Source organism: Cyclobacterium sp. SOCE241, from assembly GCF_056867545.1.
In genome coordinates this window covers 1,811,895-1,829,014 of record NZ_CP149779.1, presented here as the reverse complement: position 1 = coordinate 1,829,014, position 17,120 = coordinate 1,811,895, and the positions used below count along the sequence as shown (strand labels likewise).

At 38.3% G+C, this 17,120-nt stretch carries 13 protein-coding genes and 3 pseudogenes; 5 read left to right on the top strand and 11 right to left on the bottom strand.

Annotation, left to right across the window (positions count from 1 at the left end; genetic code table 11):
• Positions 1-25 precede the first annotated feature (25 nt).
• Both WG932_RS08925 and pncA read left to right on the top strand, forming a co-directional pair.
• Positions 26-1,507, top strand: a complete 1,482-nt coding sequence (locus tag WG932_RS08925) for a nicotinate phosphoribosyltransferase (RefSeq protein WP_483087693.1) — start codon at positions 26-28, stop codon at positions 1,505-1,507.
• A complete protein-coding gene (gene pncA, locus WG932_RS08920; RefSeq protein ID WP_014022850.1) occupies positions 1,497-2,129 on the top strand; it encodes a bifunctional nicotinamidase/pyrazinamidase in 633 nt (210 codons plus the stop codon). Before WG932_RS08925 ends, pncA begins: the two co-directional genes overlap by 11 nt.
• A 187-nt stretch (positions 2,130-2,316) precedes the next feature.
• On the opposite strand, the gene WG932_RS08915 is transcribed toward pncA, so the two are convergent.
• Both WG932_RS08915 and WG932_RS08910 read right to left on the bottom strand, forming a co-directional pair.
• Positions 2,317-2,865 carry a ferritin gene (locus WG932_RS08915; protein ID WP_041935424.1) on the bottom strand — a complete coding sequence of 183 codons (549 nt, stop codon included), beginning with the start codon at positions 2,863-2,865 and terminating at the stop codon, positions 2,317-2,319.
• A 166-nt stretch (positions 2,866-3,031) separates the two neighbouring features.
• A pseudogene (locus WG932_RS08910) lies at positions 3,032-4,891 on the bottom strand (CocE/NonD family hydrolase).
• A 187-nt stretch (positions 4,892-5,078) separates the two neighbouring features.
• On the opposite strand from WG932_RS08910, the gene kdsB reads away from it, so the two are divergent.
• Positions 5,079-5,813, top strand: coding sequence for a 3-deoxy-manno-octulosonate cytidylyltransferase (gene kdsB / locus WG932_RS08905; protein WP_483087692.1), 735 nt, complete (start codon positions 5,079-5,081; stop codon positions 5,811-5,813).
• Between the two features lie 21 nt (positions 5,814-5,834).
• Here the strand turns inward: kdsB and WG932_RS08900 are convergent.
• Positions 5,835-6,544 (bottom strand): annotated as a pseudogene (locus WG932_RS08900) (16S rRNA (uracil(1498)-N(3))-methyltransferase).
• Between the two features lie 110 nt (positions 6,545-6,654).
• Here WG932_RS08900 and WG932_RS08895 point away from each other — a divergent pair.
• The gene (locus tag WG932_RS08895; protein WP_483087691.1) at positions 6,655-7,116 is read left to right on the top strand and encodes a GAF domain-containing protein; all 462 of its coding nucleotides are present in this window, start codon (positions 6,655-6,657) and stop codon (positions 7,114-7,116) included.
• Between the two features lie 129 nt (positions 7,117-7,245).
• Here WG932_RS08895 and WG932_RS08890 read toward each other — a convergent pair whose 3' ends face one another.
• Positions 7,246-8,406, bottom strand: a complete 1,161-nt coding sequence (locus WG932_RS08890) for an acyltransferase family protein (protein WP_014022844.1) — start codon at positions 8,404-8,406, stop codon at positions 7,246-7,248.
• A 448-nt stretch (positions 8,407-8,854) separates the two neighbouring features.
• On the opposite strand from WG932_RS08890, the gene WG932_RS08885 reads away from it, so the two are divergent.
• Entirely contained in the window at positions 8,855-9,607 is a 753-nt protein-coding gene (locus tag WG932_RS08885; protein WP_149392760.1) for a glucosamine-6-phosphate deaminase, read from the top strand.
• A gap of 301 nt (positions 9,608-9,908) precedes the next feature.
• Here the strand turns inward: WG932_RS08885 and WG932_RS08880 are convergent, their stop codons facing one another.
• The 7 genes and pseudogenes from WG932_RS08880 to WG932_RS08850 all read right to left on the bottom strand — a co-directional run bounded on the left by WG932_RS08880 (position 9,909) and on the right by WG932_RS08850 (position 17,077).
• Entirely contained in the window at positions 9,909-10,505 is a 597-nt protein-coding gene (locus WG932_RS08880) for a nucleotidyltransferase family protein (RefSeq protein WP_339675357.1), read from the bottom strand.
• Positions 10,506-10,510: 5 nt separating this feature from the next.
• Positions 10,511-10,825 (bottom strand): hypothetical protein, encoded by a 315-nt coding sequence (locus WG932_RS08875; RefSeq protein WP_483087690.1) that lies wholly within the window; start codon positions 10,823-10,825, stop codon positions 10,511-10,513.
• A gap of 1,162 nt (positions 10,826-11,987) precedes the next feature.
• A complete protein-coding gene (locus WG932_RS08870; protein ID WP_483087689.1) occupies positions 11,988-14,564 on the bottom strand; it encodes a TonB-dependent receptor plug domain-containing protein in 2,577 nt (858 codons plus the stop codon).
• Between the two features lie 2 nt (positions 14,565-14,566).
• A complete protein-coding gene (locus WG932_RS08865) occupies positions 14,567-14,878 on the bottom strand; it encodes a carboxypeptidase-like regulatory domain-containing protein (RefSeq protein ID WP_483087688.1) in 312 nt (103 codons plus the stop codon).
• Positions 14,879-15,302: 424 nt separating this feature from the next.
• Positions 15,303-15,644: a gliding motility protein GldC gene (gene gldC, locus WG932_RS08860; protein WP_014022839.1), complete on the bottom strand. Its 342-nt coding sequence runs from the start codon at positions 15,642-15,644 to the stop codon at positions 15,303-15,305.
• Positions 15,645-15,701: 57 nt separating this feature from the next.
• Positions 15,702-16,369, bottom strand: a pseudogene (locus WG932_RS08855) (3-oxoacid CoA-transferase subunit B).
• Between the two features lie 12 nt (positions 16,370-16,381).
• Positions 16,382-17,077: a CoA transferase subunit A gene (locus WG932_RS08850; RefSeq protein ID WP_014022837.1), complete on the bottom strand. Its 696-nt coding sequence runs from the start codon at positions 17,075-17,077 to the stop codon at positions 16,382-16,384.
• Positions 17,078-17,120: the final 43 nt, after the last annotated feature.

The window sequence follows — 17,120 nt, the reverse complement described above, 5'->3', positions numbered from 1 at the left end:
ATTTGAAATTTATAGCATCACTTTTATGAAAATAACCAAAGACCTTTACCACAGTTCTCTGACTTTGCTAACTGATTATTACCAATTTACCATGGCTTATGCTTATTGGAAAGCGGGAAAAGCAGAGGAAGAAGCTATCTTCAATCTATTTTTTAGGAAAAACCCTTTCCAAAGTGGATTTACGATAGCTGCCGGATTAGATTATATCATTGATTATTGTCGAAATATGACCTTTGGTGACAATGATCTGGCTTTTTTGGCCGAAATGAAAGACGAAAAAGGGCAAAAGGTCTTTGAAAGTGGTTTTATCGACTATTTAAAAAACATGACCTTCAGCTGTGACATTGATGCAGTAGAAGAAGGAGAGGTGGTTTTTCCAAATATGCCCATGGTAAGGGTAAAAGGCCCACTTATTCAGTGTCAGCTTTTAGAAACACCTTTATTAAACATCATTAATTTTCAAACTTTAATCGCTACCAAAGCGGCTAGGATGGTCTTAGCTGCCAATGGAGATCCAGTGATGGAGTTTGGTTTGAGAAGGGCTCAGGGAATTGATGGAGCACTTGCAGCAAGCAGGGCTTCCTATATTGGGGGCTGTTCCTCCACTTCAAATGTGATGGCTGCAAAGCTTTTTGGTATTCCTGTGTCAGGTACGCATGCACATAGCTGGATTATGTCATTTGAGAATGAATTAACAGCATTTGAATCTTATGCTGAAACTTTCCCGGACAATACCATTTTGCTTGTAGATACCTACGATATTGTTCAAGGTGTCAAGCATGCAATAGAAGTTGCTGGAAAGCTGAAAGATATAGGCAAAGAACTGAAAGGGATAAGAATTGATTCCGGTGATTTAGCTTATTTCAGCAACTTGGCTAGGAATATGTTAAATGAAGCAGGTTTTCCGGAGGTAAAGATAGTGGCCAGTAATGATTTAGATGAGCACATTATTACCTCCCTAAAAATGCAGGAGGCTTCAATTGATGTATGGGGGGTAGGTACGAAGTTGGTGACTGCCTATGACCAACCGGCTTTAGGAGCGGTGTATAAATTGTCTGCATTAAAAAGTAAAAATGGAGATTGGGTCCCTAAAATAAAACTATCTCAGCAATCCATAAAAATTAATATTCCCGGCCACCACAATGTACTTAGGTATTCTGCCAATGGGAAGGCTATAGCCGATATGATTTACCTTGAAGGTTTGGAGCAGGGAGATAAAGTGACCATAATTGATCCTATTGATCCTACAAGGAGAAAGAAAATCTCTGTTGGGAATGTAGAGGCTGAGGTTTTACTTAAACCAATTTTTGTCAATGGGAAGAAGGTATATGAGCGGCCTAGCATACAGCAGATTCGGCAAAGGACACAAGACAGGCTTGCCATCTTTGATAAAACCCATAAAAGGTTAATCAATCCTCATATTTATCCTGTGGGCCTTGAGGCAAGTCTACATGAATTCAGGACAGCATTGGTGCTTAAAGCTAAATCTATGGACAATGGCAGTTGATCTAAAAAATAGTGCTCTTATTATAGTGGACGTACAGAATGACTTTTTGCCCGGTGGAGCCCTAGCTGTAAATAATGGGGATAAGGTAATTCCTGTGATCAATAAGCTCCAAGATAAATTTGAGTTCATCGTGGCAACTCAAGACTGGCACCCTGCCACCCACGGAAGTTTTGCCGGCAACCATGAAGGCCAAAAAGTGGGAGATACCATCATATTAAACGGTCTTGAGCAAATTTTATGGCCTTCACATTGTGTTGAAGGATCTTTTGGAGCAGCATTTCATGAGGGGCTTGAAAACCATAATTGGCGTGAAGTTTTTAAGAAGGGAACCAATCCGAAAGTTGATTCCTATAGTGGCTTTTTTGATAATGGTAGAAAAGAACATACCGGATTGGGGGATTATTTAAAAAGGTATAAGATTGAAAAAGTATTTGTGACCGGTTTAGCAGCAGATTACTGTGTAAAATTCACCGTATTGGATGCATTGGATTTAGGTTTTCAGACCTTTTTGATTACAGATGCCACAAAAGGAGTCAATTTGGCTCCCAATGATACCGTAGATGCTTTCGGTGAAATGGAAAAGATGGGTGCTGTGCTTCTGCAAAGTGAGGATTTGCTTTAAATAACTTAATGTGTAGTTTTTTAAATGTTTATTGATTGTGTAAATAAAAACGAAGGTCTAGATTATTTGTCTCTCATATATTAAAATTATAAAGCCACCAGTTTAGAATACTGATGGCTTTTGACAAGGAGTAAGTTAAATTATTTAAATTCGAACTAGGAAAAAGTATACCTATTTCGAATTCGGGTTAAACCTCTGAATCATTGGTTGCATGCAATTTGCCCATTTCTTGGTCGATGGTCCATAAACCAACCCCTTCTTCGCCAATGATATCAAAAATTTCTAAAGCTCGTCTGGCAACGGTTTCTTCTTCACGCTGTTCTGTTACATACCACTGCATAAAGCTAAAAGTAGCAAAATCCTTAACATTGAAACAATGGTCTACAATATTGTTTATGGATTTAGTTACTTCTATTTCATGTTCTAGTATCAATTCGAACACTTCTCTTAATGAATTGAAATGTTGCCTGATATCTGTAATCTCAGGTTGAATGGCATGGCCACCGGCTTCATTTATATACCTAAATAATTTAAGCATATGGCCTCTTTCTTCCTCAGCATGGTCATATAGAAATTTTGCAGAATTGGAAAATCCTTGCATTTCAGCCCATGAAGCCATGGAAAGGTAGTAGGCAGAAGATTTGCCTTCCATTTCCACTTGCTTGTTAAGCTTTTCTTCCGTATCCATTAATAAAGACCTTTTTAAGGTCACGATTTCTTTTTCCTTGATATTCATAGGTTTCCTCCGTTTTAGTTGAATAACTATTCTCTTATTAATTAATAAAAGAGTTGGCATTTGCCTTTTTTTCTTGCTGAATTGTATTTTAAGATAAAGATAGTTAAAATCAACTGCCGAAATGTGTATTTTCTGCTACAAATAGTAATTTTAAACCATTCTAATTCTAAGGAAGAACCATTACTTCAATTTTGCTGGCAAACTTTTCTGTATGAAAAACCCTATGGGTGGCTTTGACAAAATCGGCTTCCTCAGCTTCAAATATGTTTTGTACATATTTTTGGGGATTTCGATCAATTAGGGAAACCAAGTACTTTGTATTTGTATTTGAATTTTATGCCCCTTTTTGAAAGTATGGAAAAGATCTTGTAACCTGAAATCAACAGCAGTGATTTGATCAGGAATAAAGGGTTTAGGAAACTCAAAACTTTCTCTATACCTCCCTCTAATTACCTCTGAACGAACCAATAGGTGGTAATTGCCCATGTCCACCCCATCTAAAACATAGGCATGATTTGGCTGATCTCCGGGAAATATATCGATGATTTTAACTACCCAATCAGCATCAGTTTGAGAAGTGGCAACTTTTAAGTTTGCCATGACTTCCCCCGCAAGCGTCATGTCTTGACTTAATACTTCGCTCGTAAAGGTCAGTACGTCCGGTCTTCTGGCTGCAAATCTCTGGTCATCGGCCATGTATTTTCTCGGAGTGAAGTTTAGTTTAATATCTTGACTATAGGGGACAGGATTAGAGGGGTCTGAGACATAGGTAGTAAACCTATTTCCCTCAGGTGTTACCTCAGTTAACTCTCCTTTCTCTTGAAAGTAAAAGCTTTTCCATTGGCTTTCTTTAGGAGGCCAATTGTCAAATTTTTCCCATTTATGTTTTCCGGTATCAAACATGTAGGCTTCAGGAAGGGCAGGATTGCTATTTTCGGATTCTTTTAGAAAATGATTGAAAAAAACACGTTCTATATTTTTTGATACCATGTGGAGATTGAATCACCAAAATAAATATTTGAAATGACCTGTGATCCTGGCTCCCTTGACCAATCTCCATGGGACCAAGGGCCCATGACAATGGTATTGTAGGTCTCAGGATTATTTTTTTCAATGGTTTTATAAATTGTAAGTGGTCCATAGAGATCTTCTGCATCAAACCAGCCCCCAACGGTTAAAACTGCAGGCTTCACTTCTTTTAAGTGTGGAATAATACTTCTCTTTTGCCAGAAAGCGTTGTAATCAGGATTGTTTTAAGTTGTTGCCAGAAAAAATTGTCTTCACCATACCATTTATCGGCATTTTTTAATGGCCCCATATCCATAAAAAACTGATAGCCGTCATTTGTTTCCGGATTCACCATGCCATACCATGCTTCCTGTGTAGGGCCGTCTTTTTGGTAGCCGAAAACAGAAGTGGCCAACCAATAACTTAATAAGTAAGCACCGTTATGATGAAAATCATCAAAGTAAAAATCCCCTATGGGTGCTTGAGGGGAAACGGCTTTCAGGTTTGGATGGGCAAAAGGAAGGGCTGCAGCACTATAAAATCCGGGATAGCTGATTCCCCATAGGCCTACTTTTTCATTGTGATTTTTGATATTGGCGAGCAACCATTCTATGGTATCATAGGTGTCTGTGCTTTCGTCTATTTGGTTGGAATTTCTTTCTGATTTGGATAGGGTAGGGCGCATGTTGTCATAGGATCCTTCCGACATCCACCGCCCTCTTACATCCTGGTAAACAAATATATAGCCATCGTTCATTAAAAACTGAGAAGGGCCAAGCTTATTTTTCATATTTCCAGGACCATAAGGGCCGGCGCTGTAAGGTGTCCTTTGCATCAATATAGGATAGGGCTGCGATAAATCTTTGGGGCTATAGACGATGGTGTGAAGGTGAACTCCATCTCGCATAGGAATGTCATAGGCTGCCTTATCATAGCCTTTAATGGCTTGTGATAAAGCCCAGTTTGTGGTCATCAAAAATAATGTGTAAAAGACCAGAAGTTTGTAACAGTGTTTCATGACTAAATTATTTTGTTAGTGCTTTAGGCATTCAATAAAGATATTGTTTTTTACCCTTAATTGCTCTCAAATTGCTTAGCTTTGCTGTTAATATAATTCTTATTTCATTGATTTCGGACAAAATCTATGAAATATAAAAATGTAAAACGCTGATAACCAGTGAGAGTTTAATTAGTAAATGAAGTAAATGAAGACCATAGCCTTAATTCCCGCAAGGTTTGGAGCCACACGTTTTCCTGCAAAATTATTAGCAGATTTAAGAGGAAAGCCATTGATCGCAAGAACTTATTTAAGTACCATAGCTACCAATGTTTTTGATGATGTAATGGTAGTTACAGACCATGAGTCAATCGCTGAAGCTGTTAGAAATGAAGGAGGAAAAGTGTTTTTTAGCCAAAAGAACCATGAAAGTGGATCTGATAGGATTGCTGAGGCTGCTGCATCTATTAATGCTGATATTATTGTTAACGTACAGGGGGATGAGCCCTTTCAAGACAGGGAATCCCTTTCAAACTTGGTTCAGGCCTTTAAAGATGAGAAGGTGGAAGTGGCATCTTTAATGTCACCAATATCCGAACTGAGCTTAATAAACAATCCAAATATTGTTAAGGTGGTTACAGATCAGGAAAGTTTCTCACTTTACTTTAGTCGTTCTCCGATACCTTATAAAAGGAATGATGCATCTTCACCACAATATTATCGACATATAGGAATTTATGCGTATAAAAAAGAATTGTTGATGGCATTTACCAAGTGGGAAAAGTCCGCCTTGGAAAATATTGAAATGCTTGAACAATTAAGGTTGTTGGAAAATGGTATTCGAATTAAAATGGTGGCTACCCATCATCAGGCTGTAGCCATAGATGTTCCTGAAGATCTAGATCGTGCTTTGATTTATTACGATAATAACCACTCCTCCTAATCCCTTAAATTCTTTAATACATTACTGCCCTAAATTCAATAAGTTTAAAGTATGAACAGCGACCAAACCCGCAGTTTCGGTTCTTAAGCGGTGCTTTCCTAAGGAGCTGGGCTTGAATCCACTGTCTATAGCTAGTGAGATTTCCCCGGGACTGAAATCTCCCTCAGGACCAATTAAAACAAGATAAGATTGACCAATAGATGCTTGATTCATAAGGTGTTGATCATTGTCTTTGTCCACATAAGCAATAAATCTTTCATGGGCATGGAAAGCAGGATTCGTAATAAACTTCTCGTAGTCAACAATAGGATTTATATTCGGTAACCAGGTTTTAAAACTTTGTTTACAAGCTGATACAAGTTTTTTTGCAGGCGGTCTAATTTTAATCTCGACCTTTCGATGTGGGCAGTTTTTAGAAATGTGATTTCATTGAAACCTATTTCTGTGATTTTTTCAAGCATCCATTCCATTCGATCCATATTTTTGGTGGGAGCAATGGCTAAATGGATGTGGAATTTCTCCATGGGAGTGAAGAGTTGCTCTACAATCTTAAGACGGCATTTTTTAGGATTATTGTCTTCAATTTGACAGGTAAATAAAGACCCTTTACCATTTGTAAATAAGACAGTATCCCCGATGTTTTTTCTTAGAACCTTTCCTAAGTGATTGGATTCCTGTGAATCCAAAGTAAATACATCCCCGTTAATCTCCTCTTCATAAAAAAGCTGCATGGCATAGTCGTTTATTCGTTCGAATTTATAAAAATAACCTTAAAGGTTAAATACGATTTGTTTATAATTGTAATTGAAATATTTAAATAGAAAACGAAATTAATTTGATAATGGAAACCACGACTGACCTATCCCAAAAGATTATAAAAGCGAATGAATTGGCCTGGCAGACCTGGCTGGAAGAGACGCTATCTGCATTTGATTGTGTGACAGGTACCTTGCATGTATTGAATCAAGATACAGGACTATTGGAACTTCAAGCTCAAGTGGGAATTCCTGATTTTTTATTGCCAAATATGAGTACAATTCCGGTTGGGAAAGGAATGGCAGGAATAGCAGCAGAAAGGATGGAGGCGGTTCAAGTTTGTAACCTCCAAACAGATGATTCAGGGGTCGTTAGGCCCGGCGCAAAGGATACAAAGGTTGAAGGAGCCATTACAGCTCCAATGATTGTTGAAGGGAAACTATATGGTACTTTAGGTATTGCGAAAAAGGATCCGTATGAGTTTAATGACAAAGAAACTAAAGCCCTTATGCGTATAGCTTCTGCCATCGCCCAAAAAATAAAATAAGCGATTAAATTTTATCAGGTCATTAAAATCCCCTTCGTCCAACTCTTCCTTCAAAAGATGATCAGTTAGAGAAGGGGATTTATAATTTTAAATGTCAGATATATTACCTGAAATCGACCTTTAACCTTACTAAACCTTTACGAAAATTTTCAGACGGTACAAGATGTACAAAAATACCCACACCAGAAGTAGTGCTCCAAAGGCTTGAAAAACAGGGTGCCATTCTTCGGGAAGCGGGGCATATAAGCCTGCAAATAATTTTTCACTTGTGAAACGAAAGTTGATAAAGCTGAAGGCAAAGTAAATGGTCAAGGAATTAAGCCCGATCACTTGAAAGAAAAATGCCCATTTTCTAATTTTCCATACGTCTATTACGACATAGAACAATAGCAAAGTCAGGAATGCCATTCCACTAGTCAATAGTATAAAGGAACTGCTCCAAAGGTGCTTGTTAATTGGGAAGTGTAAATCCCAAATCAAACCCAGGGTGAGGCTAATTACTCCTGCGATAGCCAATTGTTTTATTTTTTTAGTGTCTAACCAGGCTTTAGTAAGGATTTCTCCAGCTAATGTACCGAAGATTGTTAGGCAGAGTGCCGGTATTTGTGTCAAGAGACCCAATTCATCATAGATTTCTTGCTTTAAAATACCCGGCATAAAAGTGCGGTCAAACCAACCTACTAAATTCCCTTCAATACTTAAATCTCCGGCCCCATAACCGGGGACAGGGATTAAAAATAAAGCGGCATAATAAAGCACTAGGATAGCCATGGCAATTCCTAATCTTTTGTAAAAATCAAAATTTAAATAAACCAAAGTGGTTACAAACGTAGCTATCCCTATACGACCCAAAACACTACCATACCTAATTTGGGAAGGTTCAAAAATAGGCACAGGTGAATTTTTATACAAAATACCCAAGAGAATAAGCACCAACATCCTCGAAAATGTTTTTTTATAAAGGGTTGGTTTGGACATTCCAAGATTTCTTCCTTTATTTAATGAGAACGTTAACGAAACTCCGGCAATAAATAAGAAAAGTGGAAAGATAAAGTCATAAAATGAGAATCCATTCCAAGCAGGATGGTAGAATTGTCCGGCAATCCAGTCTATGGCAGGAATACCGGTTTTACCTTTTAATAATACCAAAAAGGCTCCGGCTCCTGCAATTAATAACATGTCAAAACCTCTTAATGCATCAATAGAGAGTAGTCTTTTAGATGTCGGTTGAGAGGAAGATGGGGGAGTACTTAACGGTGATTCTTTTTGATTGATGGGAGTATTTGTCATGACAAAGACTTTCAGTAAATTGGACGAGTTAATTGAATACCTTAAAGTGCCAATTTATTCTAAATATATGAAATAAAAAAGCTATTTAATTTTCATTAGTTATAATTAATTTGGGGAAATTAGTGGTCGATTTTATTTATATATGGTAAAATAGTATTGGAATGTTTAAAAACTGAGTTGAATAATTGGCCACATGCAGGGCGTAGGTGCATAATTGCCGCCACTCTTTAAGATAAAAAACAATCAAAGTCATATTGATTTTAGTAAATGAAAATAAACCTTTCAAAAGAAATTGATTAAAGATGATTATTAACCCCAAAGTTATAGGAGAATTTAGCCTGATGGAAGGCATCACATATTGTATTAATTTTTAACTATTTGTATTTAACCTAAAAATGAATTGGCGATAAAAGGTCGATTCATTATCAATTTAAAAACACCAAATTAAATGAAGATTTATAATCGAAAAAACCCGGCTGAAATGGGTAAATTGGCAGGAGACCATGCTGCTGAAGCTATTTTAGAAGCAATTAAAGAGAATGGGGAGGCAAATATAATTTTGGCTACTGGTACTAGTCAATTTGAAACCATTGAAACCATATTAACCTATAAGGAGATCGATTGGAGCAAGGTCACAATGTTTCACTTGGATGAGTATTTGGGGCTACCAATTACCCATCCTGCCAGCTTTAGAAAATACTTGAAAGAAAGATTTTTAGATAAGGTAGGTCAATTGAAAGCTTACCATTTGATTGATGGGGAAAAAGATCCGAAGGAAGAGACCAGCCGGCTAAATGAGCTTATAAGTCAATCGCCTATAGATGTAGCAATGGTTGGAATAGGAGAAAACGGCCATTTGGCTTTTAATGATCCACCGGCTGATTTCGATATTGAGACCCCTTATTTGGTGGTAGATCTTGATGTTGCTTGTCGCCAGCAACAGTTTGGTGAAGGCTGGTTCCCAACTTTGGAAGATGTACCTGAAAAAGCAATTAGTATGTCTATTCAACAGATCATGAAAGCTAAAAAAATCATATGCTCCGTGCCGGATGAAAGAAAAGCCAAAGCAGTAAAAGCATGTCTTGAAAATGAAGTTAGCCCTGAATTTCCGGCAAGTATATTGCAAAATCACCCAGATTGTGGCATATACCTTGACGAAGCTGCAGCTTCCTTATTGGATGCTTCTGTAACCTTAAACTAAATTCTTTTAACCGGTTTATTCAGTAGTATTACCGACCATTCTCAGTGCGGGTTGAAAGCGCAAGAAAATCAGGTTTTTAGGAGGTTTAGCCTAACATTGCTATGGGGTGAACCTATCTGCCAATAGGCAGGGTAGTAACCAGCAACATAATAGTTGATTTTGAAGCGATTTCATCAGGTAATAGTAGGGCTATTGCATATTTCGGGTTTAACTAGATTCGCCACAAGTGCTGTTTTCCTTGGTCCACTTTATATAGACCAGTTGAATGGTACTTGTGGCGATTGATTTTATAGGTTACTATTTACCCCTTAAAATGCTTCCAATCTGAATTTATTAAAGCCCTTAAATCTTCGGGACTGTCAATGTCAATATTTCCTGCATCAAACCTAACCAAGGAAAGTTGCTCGGTATGGCTTAACAGTAGCTTTTTTGCACCTACTTTATCAGGTATTGACCTTAATTTCTGAAAAACAGATTGATCAAAAATAGCTGGTACTCCCGGCATATTTTGATAAAATGAAGCAACAATAGGTTGGTGATTTTCAGATTTCTTAAGGATTAGGCTTTGAATTAGTGTTTTACTTACCATAGGTTGATCTGATAATAGCACCAAGACATTTGTAATTTTTTCTTGATTTATTAAAGTATTTAAACCTAACTTCAATGAACTCCCCATACCTCTTTCCCAATTATAATTCACTACCTTTATTAACCTGGGATGTGGTTTAAGGTGATAAGTGCCGGCCCCTTCTACCAGCAATACAGGACCCTTTGTAGCCTCCAATGCTATGTCAACAATATTTTGCAAGAGGGTAGTCCCATTGTAGGGAATTAGTTGCTTTGGTTTACCTAATCTGCTGGAATTTCCGGCAGACAATATAATGGTACCTGTCTTCATGATATTTAACGGGGCAAATCATTGCCAATATAAGCATTTGGATTGGCCTTAGGAATAGTGCTATTCCATTTGTCATTGATGGCTTCAATAAAATGGTTGGCTACCACAGCACTTCCACGTGCATTTGGATGAACTCCATCAGTAGAAAAGACGCCATAGGGAGGGGAAATAGAATTGGAAAGAGCAATACCATTTGCGGTTTCTGTACTTTGACCGATTCTTTCCAAAAGATTTTTTGTATCTACCAATACCAAGCGGTCCTCGTTGGCTGAAATTGTAGTAGTGATAATCTGATTGAAAGCATTTATTTTCTCCTCCATTATTTCTTGTTCTGAAGGGAGAAGAATATAACTGTCCCCAATTGGCACTGTAACCCCATAAATTAAAGTTGGGTCCCCCTGGGCTTAGCCCCAGAATTTGTCCGGTGGTCAAGGCAACCTTGTCCTCAATATTGGTTTGTCTGATGGAAGGAAGACCCATTTCTGATAGATCAGTTAATGTTTTGTCATCTATTACAAATCCGTTTTGTCCTGCAGTAAAATTTATTTTCCTTAGATCTCTTTCAGAAACACTAATCATACCGGCAGTTGCCAAATTGTCGAGACCATTGTTATAGTCTGTAAAAACACTATTGGCTAGGACAGCCAATGTATTGTCCAAGGGTAATGCATTCCAAGCAACAGTACTGAAATAAGGCAGTTCATTGATGTTTGGTATATTACCTATGGCTCCTTTTGCTTCTAGGTTTGCTTGTAACATAGTGCCTAAGGCAGTTTGATACCGAAGAGAGAAATCCTGTTCACTGGTTAATAGTTCAGGAATTGCACCTCCGGTTAGGGCGTAAGGTAAAACATCATTTTTACCCAACCAAAATACGAAGAAGGTACCACCATTAGCCAAGGCTGATGCGGCATCTCCAATAGGAGTTGAATTACCGGGGTCACTGGCAAATCGAGCGTAATATGGATTGAACAAGGGGTTTGATGGTTCTTGAATGTTACCTGATGCCGGGAGTAAGGCCGCTGCCAGAGAAAGACCGTTCACACCAAAATTGTTTAATGTGGTTTTATCTCCAGAAAATGCCGTTAGGGCATCTCCCGGTACTATAGGTGTAGGCAAGATGCTCCCGGTGGTTTGATTGAGGGTAAGGATCAATCTCCCTAGGTTTCCTCCTGTGGCACTAAGGATCAAGTCTCCATTTTCTGCATTGATGTCCGGAACATTGAATTCCCCGCCTCCGGCTTCTTTCATTTGTTGGGCCAATATAACAGCATAGGAGTTTTGTTGAGAGCGATTGTACAATGCTGCATCCATCACCCCGGCAGTGATTGAACTTCCTATGGTCACCATTTTTGTGAAATCTGCCTGACCCGAATCAGGGCTTAATTGTTCGGGCTCCGGGAACTCATATTGGCATGAAAATAATAAACCAATGGCCAAATAATTGATAAGGAAAATACATCGTTTCATGGATTTCTTGGTTTAGTTTAATAGTTCATCGAAAGTGATGGATAGGTAGTAAATGGCTCCTGAGGTTGGTCCACCAAAGTTTAAGAAATACCTGTTATTAAGCACATTGGATCCACCTAATTTTAAGATTGACTTCATTGACTTAACCTTATAAGAAACCTGAGCATCTAGGTTGTGTATTTCCGGTACATCTCCTCTGGCAAAGCTTGATTCCCACCTAAAGGCGGATTGATATCTATAGGCTAAATTGAACCCTACCTTGTCGGTTAATTTTCTATTGCCAAAGACAATATTGGTTTTATGTTCAGGAGTATTAAACTCAGACAGGAATCCTGCCTCAAATGCTGTCAATAGCTTATTATAATTGTAATTTCCTCCTATAGTGTAATTTCCAGGTAGATTAAAGTTCACACCTAAAACCAAGCCATGTGCACGTACTTCTCTGTCCACGATATTGGTATAGGTCTGAAAAGTATTTTCCTGTCCGGGAGTTGTTATCGGGGTAAGAAGGCTTGGTGCATTCACGGCATTAATTGCACCCTCATCCGACCCTGGTTCAGCACCGGGGTAAACAGGTCCCGGCGCTTTTCTAATTGCAGTTTGAGAAATGAAATTGTTGTATCGATTGTAATAATAAGCAAAATCAATCAATAACCTGTTTTCCATAAGCAAACCTTTATAACCGGCCTCTATGGCTTTAACTTTTTCAGGCCTTAAGGCAGGAAGAGAGGTTACCGGCTCCAATAAACCGGTTGCAGTGGAACCGATTGGGCTAGCACCTTCTGCCACCGCCGCAGTATAATCCAGAACTGATGCTAAGGAATATCCATTTTCAAAAATCTGATATTTGTCTCTATAGTAGGGTAAACCGGCTATTAGCCGAGCAGAAATCACATTCAAGTCTATATGTTGGGCTTGGGTGGTTGGCATTCTGAAACCAGTTTGATAGGACAATCGGAAATTGTGGTTGTTTTCGGTGAATACTGTAGAAATCCTAGGACTAAATTGCCCTTCAAAGTTTTCATTTTTATCGTACCTCAATGAACCTATTAACTTTAATTTCTCTTTCAATAAACGTTTGGTAGCTTGTGCGTAACCGCCTATTTCGCTGATGGTAATGTCATTACCATCCCCATCGGCAAAGATTGTCCCATTTGACCGAAGGTCATATATTCGATAGGATGCACCAACCTGAAGATCCATGAAATCTATTTCGTTTTTAAAATCATACTGGCCTTCTGTCAGGTACATTCTTGATCTGTCGTAAAACAGTGAGCCACCGGGAATATATTCACTACTAATGTTTTGAGCAGTATTATTAAACTCAGCACTTCCGGGAAGATACCTCCCATTATCCGCTTGCTGGCGGGCAAATTGGTGCGCTGCTACTTGTTGTGCTGTAGTGCCCAAGCTTCCGGGGGCCACCTGTTGATTGGCCAGCGCGCCTAAATAATTGAGCGTATATTCACCAAACCATGTTGAATTGTCTTTCCAGATGTCGTTGATCAATATTCCATTCAAATCTGAAATATAGGATTTACCCGAATTATCCCTAGTTGTATAACTGCGAACGAAATAATTATCCCCTTTAAGTTCTAGTTTATGTTGGGTGATAAAGAATTCATTTAATGAATACCTTTGAGCCCCTGTATAAATGGAGGTTCCTGAACCATAATTTAAAGAATAAAATACCTCTGCATTGTCGGAGATCCGGTAATGGAGGGCGCCATTTACTTTATAATTGCTTGCTCCATAATCAACCAAGTTTCTCTCCGGATAGCCGGTTCTGGAAACTACCTGATCCGGAATACTCCCAATATAAGCCCCTAAGCCTAATTGATTTGCTTGTTGTTGTATGGCACTTACATTCCTTAAAAGACCAATGTTATTGGAAACCTCATCTCCAAAAGTATGTACTAAATTTGCTCCGGGGTTGAAGGGTAGGTCTCCTTGGGATATGGCATTTAAATCTGTTGAATTATTGCCATACCAATCTTCAGCCTGCATAAATGATGCACTGATTTTAAAAGCCCATTTGTTATTGAAGGCCTTGGCGTATCTTATGGCTCCTTCGTACATAGGTTTAGGGGAACCGGGTTCTCCTGGACTGGTTCCTATATGGTTAATTCCTTGCTTGTAGTAAGCACTTAAGCCTTGGTATTCAAATGGGTTTTTGCTATTTACCAAAAGCATACCGTTAAAAGCATTGGGCCCATAAAGGGCAGAGGAGGCGCCCGGGATAAACTCGATACTTTCCACATCCAGTTCAGAAGGTCCATTGAGATTGCCAATTGGGAAATTTAAGGAAGGAGCTTGAGTGTCCATTCCATCTGTGAGCTGAACAAATCTAGTGTTTCCTGTTGAGTTAAAACCTCTGGCATTTAATATTTGAAAATTAATGGAGGAACTAGTGACATCTACTCCCTTTAAATTTGAAATGGCTTTATAATATGAATCTCCGGGAGCTTCCCTAATGTCCAAAATATCCATTTTTTCAATGGAAACCGGCGATTGGAGGATGCTTTCCTCTACCCGGGATGCTGATACTACCACTTCTTGACCCAGAAATGTCTGTTCAGCAAGGACCACCTCTAAAGGGGAGGGTTGCTTGATGTGATATTTACCTCCTGACTCCCAAAGCCCACCATAGAAAAAATTAAAGTAAGTGGAGGAGCTGAGTTTACTGTAATAGAAAATTTTCCATTTACATCAGTTATAGTGCCGGAAACCTTGCCTTTGACAAGTATATTCACACCTATTAAGGTTTCACCTGTATCTTGGTCTTTGACTGTACCGCTTATCGTAGTATTTTCTTGAGCAAATGTTAAACTAATTGAAAAAAACAAAAGCCCAATTAATAAGAAGTAATAACGAAAACCCTTTTGTGGTTGGTTTGTATTCATGGCATTATGGGTTTAGTTGTTAAATGAAAGAAACTATGTGCTTTTAATGTTCAACTTCAGTATTCCTTAAATAAGTCATTTCCGCTTTAAGTAATAGAAATGTGATGTTGTCCAATCAAATGTTTCTATTAATTTACGATAATATTTGTAAAATAATAGGGTGTTTCAATTACTATTGTGTTGGGTACCTGCCAGCGATTTTTACTTTATGGAATTTTGGCTCAATATATTCGAAGTAATTCTTGGAGAGAAATGCAATGAAAAAAATAATTCCTCAGTATTCAGTCAATTTTTAACTAGGATTATGCAATTGATTTCCCTTTTACATAATCAGGAAAAAGTATTGGGAGCAATAAGGTTTGAAAAAAGAACTAGGATAAACCCAAGGGCCTATCCTAGTTCTTGCAATGGTTTGGTTTGTAAATTATTTTTGTTTGGCGTTCTCTTCATTTACATGCTTTACCAAACGGTCACAAAGTGCTTTAATTTCTTCCGAGTAATATTCATCTCCTGTACTATTGAGGATATTTTGACCCATACCTCCCAAAATATCTATGTAGAATCTTTTCATTTCAGCGACGGACATATCTTCAGTCCAAAGGTCGATTCTTAACGTACTTTGATTAAGTGTATCCCAAACATTCAAGCTAATACTCCTTGTTGATTCTTGCCCTTCACTTTCCTTGTCTGTAGCGTCCCATTCTATACTCTTAGGTAAATTTTTATCATCAAGAGTAACGGTAAACTTAATTTCAGATTTTTTCATTTTTTATTATTCTATTTATGCGTGCAAAATTAAGAAAGAAATCGGAAAGGGGCTTCACTATTCATTGTCAAACAATTCCATTTCCTTAATTTCTCCCTTTACAACGAGCCTTCCTTCAGTTTTGGCTTTTATTTCTTCAATGCTTACCCCAGGAGCTCTTTCACAAAGCTTAAAGCCCCCTCAGGCAATATTGTAAACACCCCTAAGTCTGTAAATATCTTTTGGACACATTTAATTCCGGTGATTGGCAGTTTACATTGTTTCAGTAATTTTGACCTTCCATCCTTGTGACAATGGTGCATGGCTATATAGAGTTTAGCTCCGGAAGCCACCAAATCTAAGGCTCCTCCCACACCTTTGATCAGCCCTGATGAAATTTTCCAATGGCTGATGTCACCATTTTCAGAAACTTCCAATGCCCCTAAAATGGAAAGATCTATATGGCCACCTCTTATCATGGCAAATGCTTCTGCTGAATCAAACAGTGATGAGCCTTTTACCATGGATATGGTTTCTTTGCTTGCATTGATTAGGTCGGGGTCCATTTTATCATTTTCAGGGTATGGGCCTATCCCTAATAAACCATTTTCAGATTGGAAAACCACTTGTAACTGTTCGGGAAGATAATTGGCTACCAAAGATGGGATTCCTATTCCAAGATAAATGTATTGACCGTCTTTGATCTCACTGGCGATCCTCTGAGCGATTTGTTTTTTGCTTAGCATGAGAGGTAAAGATTATTTACTAACGGTTTTATTTTCAATTCTTTTTTCATAATGATCACCTTGAAATATACGCTGAACGTAGATTCCAGGTGTATGAATTTGATTGGGATCCAACTCACCGGCAGGAACCAATTCTTCTACTTCTGCAATGGTAATTTTACCTGCGGTGGCCATAATTGGGTTGAAATTTCGAGCTGTTCCCTTATAGATTAGGTTACCTGCAGTATCTCCCTTCCAGGCTTTAATCAATGAATAATCTGCTTTAATCCATCGCTCCAATAAGAACAAACGACCATCAAACTCTCTGACCTCTTTTCCATCGGCCACATGAGTGCCAATCCCGGCAGGGGTATAGAATGCGGGTATTCCTGCTCCACCGGCTCTAATTCGTTCGGCGAGAGTCCCTTGAGGAATCAACTCTAACTCTAAGGATCCAGATGTGAATTGTTTTTCAAATTCAAGGTTTTCTCCTACATAACTGGAGATTAATTTTCTCAGCATGCGTTGTTTGATTAGAAGACCTACGCCAAAATCATCAACACCGGCATTGTTGGAGATACAAGTCAGCCCCTTTAAATCGGTTTGGAGAAGCGCATTGATACAGGCTTCGGGAATACCACAAAGACCAAAGCCTCCTACTAATAAAACAGCACCATTTTCTATATCAGAAACAGCTTCAACACCGTTTTTAACAGCTTTATTTATCATTAGTACTTTTATTTTTCGTCGAAAAAAATCAACCATTTTATTC

Excerpts from the sequence above, each read along its gene's own strand:
- WG932_RS08865 (WP_483087688.1), bottom strand. The coding sequence starts at position 14,878 with ATGAATACAAACCAACCACAAAAGGGTTTTCGTTATTACTTCTTATTA.
- WG932_RS08875 (WP_483087690.1), bottom strand. The coding sequence starts at position 10,825 with ATGGAGGAGAAAATAAATGCTTTCAATCAGATTATCACTACTACAATT.
- WG932_RS08925 (WP_483087693.1), top strand. The coding sequence starts at position 26 with ATGAAAATAACCAAAGACCTTTACCACAGTTCTCTGACTTTGCTAACT.
- WG932_RS08890 (WP_014022844.1), bottom strand. The coding sequence starts at position 8,406 with ATGACAAATACTCCCATCAATCAAAAAGAATCACCGTTAAGTACTCCC.
- WG932_RS08885 (WP_149392760.1), top strand. The coding sequence starts at position 8,855 with ATGAAGATTTATAATCGAAAAAACCCGGCTGAAATGGGTAAATTGGCA.
- pncA (WP_014022850.1), top strand. The coding sequence starts at position 1,497 with ATGGCAGTTGATCTAAAAAATAGTGCTCTTATTATAGTGGACGTACAG.
- WG932_RS08880 (WP_339675357.1), bottom strand. The coding sequence starts at position 10,505 with ATGAAGACAGGTACCATTATATTGTCTGCCGGAAATTCCAGCAGATTA.
- WG932_RS08915 (WP_041935424.1), bottom strand. The coding sequence starts at position 2,865 with ATGAATATCAAGGAAAAAGAAATCGTGACCTTAAAAAGGTCTTTATTA.
- kdsB (WP_483087692.1), top strand. The coding sequence starts at position 5,079 with ATGAAGACCATAGCCTTAATTCCCGCAAGGTTTGGAGCCACACGTTTT.
- WG932_RS08850 (WP_014022837.1), bottom strand. The coding sequence starts at position 17,077 with ATGATAAATAAAGCTGTTAAAAACGGTGTTGAAGCTGTTTCTGATATA.
- WG932_RS08895 (WP_483087691.1), top strand. The coding sequence starts at position 6,655 with ATGGAAACCACGACTGACCTATCCCAAAAGATTATAAAAGCGAATGAA.
- gldC (WP_014022839.1), bottom strand. The coding sequence starts at position 15,644 with ATGAAAAAATCTGAAATTAAGTTTACCGTTACTCTTGATGATAAAAAT.